Below are 10,152 nucleotides of genomic sequence, written 5' to 3'. Positions count from 1 at the left end.
CCAGATTCGTTACCGCTTCTTCGGTCGAAGCGGGTTGGGGATCATCGGCGCCAAACTCGCGGGCAGTCCGGGTGGGTTGGGAACGTGCACCTTCTTCGGTTTCTTGGCTTCCTTGTTGCCGTGCTTGCCCTTGGTCATGGTGCGTACTCCAGATTTGATTGAACGAAGATTGTGCGCGCTGCGGCCCAACGACTTCCGTGCGTCACCGCACGCAAGCCGCTGCCGGCCTCGCGACGCGGTCAGACCAGGCCAGCGCTTGGGCGCTCGAACGCCGTGTCGTCCTGACGGAGCCGGGTTTCGGTCAGCAAACGGTGCAACTCATGCTTCACCACGCCGTAGCACTCACACGCACAGGTCTGCAGCCCGATCGGATCGAGAACCGTGATGTGGCCTCGGCGGTACCGGATATAGCCGCCTTCCTGCAGCCCTCCAGCAGCCTGCGTGATGCTTTCGCGGCGCACGCCCAACATGCTGGCCACCAGCTCCTGCGTCATCACCAACGCTCCCGCTGGCGAACGATCGGCGGTTGACAGCAACCAGCGACTGAGCTGCTGCTCGATCGAATGATGGCGGTAGCAGACGGCCGTCTGGGTGATCTGCGTGATCAGCGCCTGGGTATAGCGCAGCAGCAGGCGCCGCATCTGCCCCGGCCCCTCGAAGGCCCGCATCAGCGCGCTGCGGGGCAGCCGATAGCCATGCCCCGACGTCAGCACCACGGCGGAACTGGGCGTGGTGTGGAGATCGGTCGAACCCTCGGGGGAGGGAACCGCGGCGAGTGCCACGGCGGTCGCTGAAGCCTAGTCGGCTATGGCGATTGGAGGGCTGGCGCTTGGGCTGGGCGCTGCGGCTGGCGCAAAGCATCGACCCCAAGCGCAACTCCGGCCCAACTTGTCGCTTTCAGGATTCTCGGCTCACTTGAGTCGGTTCCGGGAAATCCCTTAGGGCGATTTAACTATGCATTACCTGGGCGCCCTCCCCGGTGCCTACAGTGAGCTTCAAGGAGGTGCCGCATGGCCAAATTGATTCACACCATGATTCGCGTATTGGACCTGGACAAGTCCCTGCGTTTTTATCAACAGGCATTCGACCTGCAGGTTGTGCACAGACTGGATTTTCCCGACTTCTCTTTGGTCTACCTGCGCAATGAGCTGGCCGACAACGAGATTGAGTTGACATGGAACAAATCCCGCAAGGAACCCTATACACACGGGGACGGCTATGGCCATGTGGCCTTTTGCGTGGACGACGTTGCTGAGGCGCACAAGCGTTTGCGAAAACTCGAACTGAGCCCGAACGACATCCGCGAGTTCCGCGATGACAGTGGCCAACTGCTTGCCCGCTATTTCTTCATCCAGGATCCTGATGGCTACAAGCTTGAAATCCTTGAGCGCCACGGGCATTACCAGTGAACCACTCGCGACGAGTAGCCCGTTGATCAGTAGACCCAAAAACCAAAGGAGACAACCATGAAGACCGCCGTGATTCCGATCCAACCCGATGCATGCCGTGGATCAGAGGCCAACATTGGCTCAATTCCGCTCACCCGCCGGAGCCTCCTTAAGGGCTCCGGTGTGCTGACTGGAACCCTGGCGTTCTCGTCGGTGCTGTCCGTCCTGGCGCCAAGCCGCGCCTGGGCACTTGAGATGTCCACTCTCGACGCCCACCAAGGCGCGGTCATTCTGGCCTTCACGCGGCACCTGTACCCGCACCCCGGGCTTGATGACGCGGTGTATGCGCTTGTCGTCAAAGCGCTCGACCAGAAGGCCAATGCCGACCCAGGCACTCAGCAAACGCTGATCGAGGGCGTCAGACGCCTGGATGCTATTGCTGGCAACAACTGGCTCAAGCGCTCGACGGCACTGCAGGGCGTTGACGTGGAGTCGATGCAGACAGAACCCTTCTTCGGCCTGGTGCGAAGCACGGCCGTTGTTTCCCTCTACAGCAACACCATGGCATACGCCCATTTCGGATACGGCGGAGAGGAAGGTGACGCCGGCTATTTGCACAAGGGGTTCAACGACTTGGCGTGGTTGCCGAACCCGCCAGGCGATGCCAGCGGCCCCATTCCCCAAGACAACTAAAAAACATCCAGGAGACAATCATGGACGCAAACCCAAACAAGGTCAGTTTTTCACCCGACGATGACCATGTCGTCGTCATCATCGGCTCTGGAGCCGGAGGCGGCACGCTTGCCAATGAGCTTGCCCAAAAGGGCATTGATGTCGTGTTGCTTGAAGCGGGCAAGCTGCACACCCAAGCGCAATTCCTGGCCGACGAATGGCCGTCGTTTAACCAATTGGCATGGCTGGACAAACGCACCACTTCGGGCTCCTGGCGTGTTGCCCGCGACTTCCCCCATTTGCCGGCCTGGATTTGCAAAACCGTGGGGGGAACGACTGTGCATTGGGCTGGTGCCAGCCTGCGCATTCAGCCGCACGAGTTCAAAACGCGCACAACCTACGGCGCGTTGCCAGGCGCCAACTTGTTGGACTGGCCCCTGACACGCGAGGAACTGGATCCTTACTACGCCAGGGCAGAAAACAAGATGGGCGTGACACGCACGAATGGCATCCCAGGCTTGCCCGGCAACAACAATTTCAAGGTGATGTACGCCGGCGCGACCAAGCTCGGGTACAAGGCATGCAATACGGGTCACATGGCGATCAATAGCAAGGTACGGGACGGTCGAACCCATTGTTTTCAGCGCGGGTTCTGCTTCCAGGGATGTCGCACCGGCGCCAAGTGGTCAACCTTATACACAGAAATTCCGCGAGCCCAGGCTACCGGACATCTGGAATTACGAACACAGGCCCAAGTCGTTCGCGTTGAACATGATGCAAGCGGAAAGGCGTCGGCTGTTCTTTACTACGACGCACAAGGACGCCTGCAGCGCCAGAAAGCCCGTGTTGTCTGCGTCGCGGGAAATTCCATCGAATCACCGCGTTTGCTGCTCAACTCCGAGTCGGCCCTGTTCCCCAACGGCCTGGCCAACTCATCGGGTCAAGTCGGACGCAATTACATGCGCCACACGACGGCATCCGTCTATGGCGTGTTCGACAACAACGTCGACATGTACAAGGGCACGACGATGGCCGGCATCATCAGCGATGAATCGGTCTTCAATCCGAGTCGCGGCTTTGTCGGCGGGTACCACATGGAAACCATTTCTCTGGGGCTATCCTTTTATGCCGCCTTCCTGAATCCAGGGGCTTGGGGCCCGGAATTCACGCATGCCATGGATGAATACGCGCACACCGCCGGGATGTGGATTGTCGGTGAAGATATGCCGCGCGAGACCAACCGCATCACGTTGAATCCGACGGTGAAAGATCAATATGGCGTGCCTGTGGCGAATGTGCATGTCGACGACCATCCCAACGATCAGGCCATGCGCGAGCATGGTTTTCGCCAAGGATCGGCGGTCTACGAAGCTGTTGGCGCGAAACGCGTTTATCGGGTGCCACCTTACCCGTCTACGCATAACCTCGGCACATGTCGCATGAGCGCGCGAGCCGCGGACGGTGTCTGCAACAGGTTCGGACAAACGCACGACGTGAAAAACCTGTTCATTTCTGACGGCAGCCAGTTCACGACGGGCGCGGCAGAAAACCCGACGCTTACGATTGTGACGCTCGCCATACGGCAGGCCGATCACATCGCCGAGCAAATGCGCAAGCGTGCGATCTAAGGTTCAGACAGTTCAGCCCGGACTCCGCACGCGTTGGCGTGTTCGGGCATTCCTTCGTTTACATGAGGAGAGTTCACCATGGCACAAAAGAAGATTCTGATGCTCGTCGGCGATTACGCCGAAGACTACGAAGTGATGGTCCCGTTCCAGATGCTTCTGATGGTGGGGCACACGGTGCATGCCGTCTGTCCGGGAAAGACAACGGGCCAGACGATCAAGACGGCGATCCACGATTTTGAGGGTGACCAGACCTATAGTGAAAAACGCGGCCACAACTTTGCATTGAATGCGGACTTCGCCGCTGTGCGGGCTGCGGACTACGACGCGCTGGTCATTGCAGGTGGTCGAGCACCCGAGTACCTGCGGCTCAACCCTGACGTCATTGCCATCGTGAAGCACTTCATGAGCGAAGGCAAACCCACCGCAGCCGTTTGTCACGGCGCGCAAATCCTCGCTGCCGCGAATGTCTTGGCCGGGCGCAAGTGTTCCGCGTATCCTGCCTGTCAGCCGGAAGTGGAACTTGCCGGCGGCCACTATCAGGAGATTGGCCTTGATCAGGCTGCTGTCGATGGCAATTTGGTGACGGCACCAGCATGGCCTGCGCACCCGCAGTTCATCGCCAAATTCTTGAAGGTCTTGGGCACGCAGATCACGCCCTAAAAAGCGATCCAGTTTGAGTTCGACTGCGCATCTCCGAGCCAGCGATGCGCAGTCGAGACGTTGGCATCAAGGGAGATGAGCAATGTGTGAACTCTATGTGAAAGCCGACCCTATCCTCTACGAGTCACGGACGCGTTCGGTACGCATTCACGGCGTCATTACCACGGTCCGTTTGGAGAATCTCTTCTGGGACGTGTTGCATGACATCGCAGAACGCGAGGGCATGACGACGAGTGAGTTCGTCGTCAAACTGCACGATGAGCTCACCACGTTGCATGGCGAAGTCGTCAATTTCGCGTCTTTTCTCCGCGTGAGCTGCCTACGCTATTTGGCTACATACCAAGGGGATGCCTCGCATTTTCTGACACCAAGAGATCATTCGGCTTCGCCGCTGCGCCAGGTCAAGCTGGCCCGAGAGCCACGTAACCTTTCATGTTTGACAGGTTGAGCGTAGCTTACTCAGAAGCCGGTAAGTAGCGTGACTGGGCGCGAAGTTGGTGTGGTCCGGTGATGGCTGTCAGCGGCCGTTGGACCACGCCAGCAGGTTGATGTCTATTGCACTTGCCCGCCGCCGCGTATCGCGCGTATCAGCATGGCCGGGCTGTCGTACTTTGATTGGTTTGCACGGCGTGTCAGCAAGCTCCAATGCAATGGAGAGCAGATCGGGATGCTCCAGCCGCTCTCGGTATACCTCGGCCATGAAGGTGAATTCATTGAGCATGCCGAGCAGGCTGCGATTTGCTGTCTTGATGATGGAGCATTCGTGCATCGCCGCAGTCTCGGCCTCGATGCAACCCATGTTCCAGTCGTGGGCGTCCAACACGGACGTCAGAGCGGCGGGGGACCGTTGCGTGAGCGTCACGGCAGGTGCCAGCGGCATCAGCACGGGGAGCAATGTCCGTTCGTTCACCAGCAAAACGGTCAAACAACTTCCTGGTGCAGTGCAGATTGAACAGAGCTGTGCGCTTTCATCAGCCTTTCGGCCAATCTCAAGCAGCAGCACTTTCCTACATCAATCTCACCGGGTTGGGCCGTGGAATTAGGAGAAATGCGCGCCCAGCGGCTCCGTGCGCTGGGTCGAGCCCGACTTTGCGGGTCGTCTGTCGGGCTTCACGCTGCTGTTCGAGGCGTTGATCCTGATGCTGGCCAAGCAGATGCCATTTGCCGCTGTGGCGCGCATCGTGGGCGAGTCCGACCACCGCGTGCTCGCCGTGTGCACTCGTTATGTCGAGATCGCCCTGGGTCTGGCCGACTTCAGCGACGTGAAGGCATTGGCCATCGACGAGACCTCGCGGGCTCGCGCTCACGCCTATGGGATGCTGACGGCCGACGCCGCCCGGCGTCGGGTGCTGTTCGTCACCGAGGGGCGCGATGCCAAGACGATCAAAGAGCTGGCCGCCCACCGGGATGACCACGGCTGCCCGCCCGAGAGCATCGACACGGTGAGTATCGACATGTCGCCGGCCTTCCTCCAAGGCGTCAGCGAAGAGCTGCCCAACGCACGCATCACCTTCGACAAGTTCCACGTCGTCTGGCACGCCAACGCGGCCGTGGACAAGATGCGCCGTATCGAGCAGCGCACGACCCAGTCTCTCAAAGGCATGCGCTGGTTGTTGCTCAAGGATCGCGCCAACCTGAAGCCCGCGGCAGCGGCCGACCTCGACGCCTTGATCGCCAAGATGACCACGCTGCGCACGGCTCGGGCCTGGCTCTACAAGGAACAGTTGCGCGAGATCCTGGAGCGCAAGCAGATCAACGTGGTGCGCTCCATGCTCGAGCATTGGTGCACCTGCGTCATGCGCAGCAAGGTCGAGCCCATGAAAGAGGTGGCCGCCCTCGTGCGCCGCCACCTGGAGGGCATCGTGGCCTGGGCGCAGACGCGTCAGACCCATGGATTCCTGGAAGCCATCAACGGCCTGTTCCAGGCCGCCAAGCGCCGCGCTCGCGGCTTCACGCGACGGTCCGCGATCAAGACCGTCATCTTCCTGATCGTCGGAAAACTCGACTTCCACGCGATCAACCCTCATGCCCAGCAACCCACTTGAAATTCAATAGAGCCAATAAAACTTACGTGGCTCAATGGCTGGCCTGTGTGTTCCCCTGCCGACGCTTCGCCGACACCCTCGCGGATGCCTGCGCACGGCTCGGGGCCGATGTGGTTCGCTAGACCTTCAGCCTGCGGACTGGCTCGCATCTCCTCGGGCTCGGCCAGCGCGCGGCGGTGCAACTCGCGCGCCACGTGCTGAGCTCGGCCCCGGATACACACCGTGCTCGCGGCACCAGGCGTTCACGCTGGCCTCGTTCATGGGTGCCGTGGTGATCACCGCCTCCAGCCGCGCGCTCGGGCGACCCTGGACTGCGCCTCCTCGCGCCAGCGTTCCAGAGTGCCTGCGCCAATGCCCACCTCGCGCGCCACCACGTCCAGCGCTGCGCTCTGCGGCGGCAACAACTTCGCCACCGCTCGCTGAGGGGCCAGCGCGGACATGCCACCGGCTTCATAGCGATCAATCGTCTTGCTCACCGCCGTGTAGCTCAGTCCCACGTCGGCGGCAATCTGCGTGCGCGTGCGCCCGAATGACCTGCCGGCGCCGCTCGTGTTGCTCGGCTGGCGTCAGCCGTCTTGCATCGTCTTTGTTCATGCCAATTCGGACTGCGGGGCGGCTTGAGCCGGATGTGAGCTACACCGTGGCGGACATTCTTGCCTGCGACGGTGCCACGGCAGGATCTGGGCATCGGCGCGTGCGGCGCAAAGTCGGGTTTATTCGGTAATCCAGTTGAAAAAGCACACGCCATGTCAGCAACGATCGGGGGAGCCTTTGCGCCTGAGCGCGATCAGGGGCTCGACCGCAGGTGCACGCAGCGGCGGCCGATGCCGCTCGGGCTCGGACAGCGGTGCGACTTCGCGCAAGCTCTGCAGGCAGCGCCGGGTCAGGTCCTGGTAGGTGCGCGTGCCCTCGAGCTTCCAGGCGATTTCCTCGACTTGCAGCTCGCGACGGACTTTCGCTGGCATGCCCGCCACGAGGGTGCGCGGCGGGACGATCATGCCGGCCGGCACGAAGGCGCAGGCGGCGACGATGGATCGCTCGCCGATCTCGGCATCGTCCATCACCACCGCGTTCATGCCCACCATCGCATCACGGCGCACGATGCAACTGTGCAGTACCGCGCCATGGCCGATGTGGCCATTGCTCTCCACCACGGTGTCGTGCCCCGGAAAGCCGTGCATGACGCAACTGTCCTGCACATTTGCACCCTCGTGCAGCACGATGCGTCCGAAATCCCCGCGCAAACTGGCGCAAGGACCCACATAACAACCAGGGCCAACGACCACGTCGCCGATCAACACGGCGCTCGGATGCACATAGGCACTGGGATGGACGACGGGGATGACATCCTCGATGGCGTAACAGGGCATGAAAGCCTCCCGCGGGTTTGTCCCGATCACACTTTGACTTGCATCAGGATTTTAGTGAGCTTAGTATTGACCGACTGGTTGGTCAATATTTCTATTGCCCCGTTTGGCACCCAAACCAACCCAATCCCAGCCACCTACTTCTTGAGATGAGCCAAACTCACGCATCGCATCTGAGCATTGACCAGCAAGGCGCCGTGTTGACACTCACGCTCAACCGTCCCGAGTCGCTCAACAGTTTGACTGCGGTACTTGTCGCCGACCTCTTGCGCGCGCTCGACGACGCCGCAGCGCAGCCGGATGTGCGCTGCGTGGTGTTCACTGGCGCCGGGCGTGCCTTTTGTGCCGGGCAGGATTTGAAAGACCCGGCGGTGGTGTCGGATGGGCCGACGCCCAAAGACCTTGGCGCCGTGGTCGGGAGCAACTACAAGCCGCTGGTTTTGCGCCTGCGGTCGATGCCGGTGCCGACCCTTGCGGCCGTCAACGGCGTGGCTGCCGGGGCCGGGGCCTCACTGGCGCTGACGTGCGACATGGTGGTGGCCCGGCGCAGCGCGGCGTTCATCCAGGCGTTTTCAGCCATCGGCCTGATCCCTGACAGCGGCGCCACATGGCTCTTGCCGCGCCTGGTCGGCCGTGCGCGGGCTTTGGGGCTGGCGATGCTCGGAGACAAGCTGAGCGCCGAAGAGGCTCAGCGCATCGGGCTGATCTGGGCTTGCGTGGACGACGACGCATTCGACGCCCAGGTGGGCGTGCTCGCCCAGAGGTTGGCGTCGCTGCCGACCAAGGTTTTGGTGCGCACCCGGCAGTTGCTCGACCAGGGCCTCACATCGCCCCTGGAGCAGGCGCTCGACGCCGAGGCCGCTGCGCAGCGTGAGTTGGGTTTTGCCGCCGACTATGTCGAGGGCCTGGCCGCGTTTGCGCAAAAACGCGCCCCGCGCTTCACCGACCGCTGAAAGGGATCCCGCATGTGCAATCCGCAGCGGGTATGGGTGCTGGGCGCCGGCAGCATGGGCAGCGGCATCGCCCAGCTCGCGGCCCAGGCTGGGCACGCGGTGTGCCTGTACGGCGCGCAGGCCCCGGCTATCGAGCGTGCGATGCGGGCCATTGCTGCCGATCTGGACGGCGCGGTCAGCCGTGGCAAGCTGTCGGCCGAGCAGCGTCAGGACATCCTGGCGCGGATCAGCCCGAGTTCCGACCTTGCCGCGGGCCAAGGCAGTTCCATCGTGATCGAGGCCATCGTCGGAGATCTTTCGGCCAAGCAAGCGCTGCTGCGCAGCGTCGAGGCCTTGGTTGATGAAGATGCTCTCTTATTGAGCAACACCTCGTCGATTTCGGTCACCGCCATCGCTGCGGCGCTGCGGCATCCCGAGCGCATGGCCGGCTGGCATTTTTTCAATCCGCCGGCGCGGATGAAACTGGTCGAGATCATTCCCGGGGTGCAGACGGCGACTTCGGTGGCGGAGGTCTTGCAAGCGCTTTCGCTCGCCTGGGGCAAGACCGCGGTGGTCGCGCCGCATGCACCGGGCTTCATTGTCAACCGGGTGGCGCGGCCTTCTTACTACGCCGAGGCCTGGCGTTTGCTCGCCGAGCGTGCTGCACCAGCGTCGGTGATCGACACATTGATGCAGCAGGCGGGAGGCTTCGCGCTTAACGAGGCGGCGGATCTGGTGAACTGGAACGCGGTGCGCAGTGCCGATATCGATGTGGCGATGCGACTCGGCATGGCTTACCCGCGCGGGCCGCTGGCCTGGGGTCAGACCCTCGGCGCGAGCAGGGTTTTCAGCGTGCTGCGTCATCTGTTCGACCACTACGGCGATGCGCGTTATCGCATTGCCCCCAAGCTGTCCAACGCCCACTGGAGTGGAGTCGCCCTCGATGTCTAAGCCCCAGATCGCCGTCGTCCCGAACGACCACGAAGCCGCCCAGCAACTCGCCGAGCGCGTGCGTGACCGCATGTACGCGCATGACCGTGCCACCCGCGCGCTCGACATGGCCATCGTCGATGTCGGCCCGGGGTCCGCGCGGGTCCGCATGACTGTGCGGCAGGACATGCTCAACGGTTTTGCCATCTGCCATGGTGGCCTCATCACCACCCTGGCCGACACCGCCTTCGCCTACGCCTGCAACGCCTACAACCAAGTCACGGTGGCATCCGGCCTGAGCATCGACTTCATTGCCGCTGCCAAGGAGGGCGATGTGCTCGAAGCCGTTTGCGACGAACAAGCGGCCAGCGGCCGCACCGGCGTGTACGACGTGGTCGTCACCAACCAGCGCGGCGAACGCATTGCGCTGTTTCGCGGCCGTTCTTACCGGCTCAAGGGCAAGCGCGTGGTCGAGCCCGACAACCACGGTCCATCCTGAGTCCGTCCTGACTTTCCAAGGAGAGGAGACA

12 protein-coding genes and 2 pseudogenes are annotated in these 10,152 nt (G+C 62.0%); 9 read left to right on the top strand and 5 right to left on the bottom strand.

Translation table 11 applies throughout. From position 1 onward, the window contains the following. Positions 1-9: 9 nt before the first annotated feature. Both ACYCUK_RS14695 and ACYCUK_RS14690 read right to left on the bottom strand, forming a co-directional pair. Entirely contained in the window at positions 10-138 is a 129-nt protein-coding gene (locus tag ACYCUK_RS14695) for a hypothetical protein (RefSeq protein WP_256359991.1), read from the bottom strand. A gap of 101 nt (positions 139-239) precedes the next feature. After that, on the bottom strand, positions 240-782 hold the full coding sequence (locus ACYCUK_RS14690) for a Crp/Fnr family transcriptional regulator (RefSeq protein WP_461595453.1): 543 nt from the start codon (positions 780-782) through the stop codon (positions 240-242). A gap of 228 nt (positions 783-1,010) precedes the next feature. Here ACYCUK_RS14690 and ACYCUK_RS14685 point away from each other — a divergent pair, with 228 nt between their 5' ends. From ACYCUK_RS14685 to ACYCUK_RS14665, 5 genes are all read left to right on the top strand, one after another. Then, entirely contained in the window at positions 1,011-1,409 is a 399-nt protein-coding gene (locus tag ACYCUK_RS14685; RefSeq protein ID WP_461595452.1) for a VOC family protein, read from the top strand. A 57-nt stretch (positions 1,410-1,466) separates the two neighbouring features. Next, on the top strand, positions 1,467-2,081 hold the full coding sequence (locus ACYCUK_RS14680) for a twin-arginine translocation signal domain-containing protein (RefSeq protein WP_461595451.1): 615 nt from the start codon (positions 1,467-1,469) through the stop codon (positions 2,079-2,081). Between the two features lie 20 nt (positions 2,082-2,101). After that, the gene (locus ACYCUK_RS14675) at positions 2,102-3,688 is read left to right on the top strand and encodes a GMC family oxidoreductase (RefSeq protein WP_461595450.1); all 1,587 of its coding nucleotides are present in this window, start codon (positions 2,102-2,104) and stop codon (positions 3,686-3,688) included. 78 nt (positions 3,689-3,766) lie between these two features. Further along, positions 3,767-4,348, top strand: a complete 582-nt coding sequence (locus tag ACYCUK_RS14670) for a DJ-1/PfpI family protein (RefSeq protein ID WP_461595449.1) — start codon at positions 3,767-3,769, stop codon at positions 4,346-4,348. A gap of 82 nt (positions 4,349-4,430) precedes the next feature. Continuing rightward, positions 4,431-4,796 carry a ribbon-helix-helix domain-containing protein gene (locus ACYCUK_RS14665; protein WP_461595448.1) on the top strand — a complete coding sequence of 122 codons (366 nt, stop codon included), beginning with the start codon at positions 4,431-4,433 and terminating at the stop codon, positions 4,794-4,796. A gap of 69 nt (positions 4,797-4,865) precedes the next feature. Here the strand turns inward: ACYCUK_RS14665 and ACYCUK_RS14660 are convergent, their stop codons facing one another. Then, positions 4,866-5,273, bottom strand: coding sequence for a DUF6933 domain-containing protein (locus ACYCUK_RS14660; protein ID WP_461595447.1), 408 nt, complete (start codon positions 5,271-5,273; stop codon positions 4,866-4,868). 136 nt (positions 5,274-5,409) lie between these two features. On the opposite strand from ACYCUK_RS14660, the pseudogene ACYCUK_RS14655 reads away from it, so the two are divergent. Further along, a pseudogene (locus ACYCUK_RS14655) lies at positions 5,410-6,393 on the top strand (ISL3 family transposase); the annotation flags it as partial. A 419-nt stretch (positions 6,394-6,812) separates the two neighbouring features. Here ACYCUK_RS14655 and ACYCUK_RS14650 read toward each other — a convergent pair. Beyond that, a pseudogene (locus ACYCUK_RS14650) lies at positions 6,813-6,987 on the bottom strand (helix-turn-helix domain-containing protein); the annotation flags it as partial. Positions 6,988-7,142: 155 nt separating this feature from the next. Continuing rightward, positions 7,143-7,763, bottom strand: a complete 621-nt coding sequence (locus ACYCUK_RS14645; protein ID WP_461595446.1) for a phenylacetic acid degradation protein PaaY — start codon at positions 7,761-7,763, stop codon at positions 7,143-7,145. Positions 7,764-7,909: 146 nt separating this feature from the next. On the opposite strand from ACYCUK_RS14645, the gene ACYCUK_RS14640 reads away from it, so the two are divergent. Genes ACYCUK_RS14640 through paaI form a run of 3 tightly spaced genes read left to right on the top strand, consistent with a single transcriptional unit; the run spans position 7,910 to position 10,121 of the window. Continuing rightward, on the top strand, positions 7,910-8,713 hold the full coding sequence (locus ACYCUK_RS14640; RefSeq protein WP_461595445.1) for an enoyl-CoA hydratase-related protein: 804 nt from the start codon (positions 7,910-7,912) through the stop codon (positions 8,711-8,713). A gap of 12 nt (positions 8,714-8,725) precedes the next feature. Further along, complete coding sequence (locus ACYCUK_RS14635; protein WP_461595444.1) at positions 8,726-9,643, top strand: 3-hydroxyacyl-CoA dehydrogenase family protein; 918 nt, start codon at positions 8,726-8,728, stop codon at positions 9,641-9,643. Continuing rightward, positions 9,636-10,121: a hydroxyphenylacetyl-CoA thioesterase PaaI gene (paaI, locus tag ACYCUK_RS14630; protein ID WP_461595443.1), complete on the top strand. Its 486-nt coding sequence runs from the start codon at positions 9,636-9,638 to the stop codon at positions 10,119-10,121. The genes ACYCUK_RS14635 and paaI overlap by 8 nt, the downstream gene beginning before the upstream one ends. The last annotated feature ends 31 nt before the right edge of the window (positions 10,122-10,152 follow it).

It is taken from the genome of Thiomonas sp., from assembly GCF_054608695.1.
This window is presented reverse-complemented; position numbering and strand designations above follow the sequence as displayed.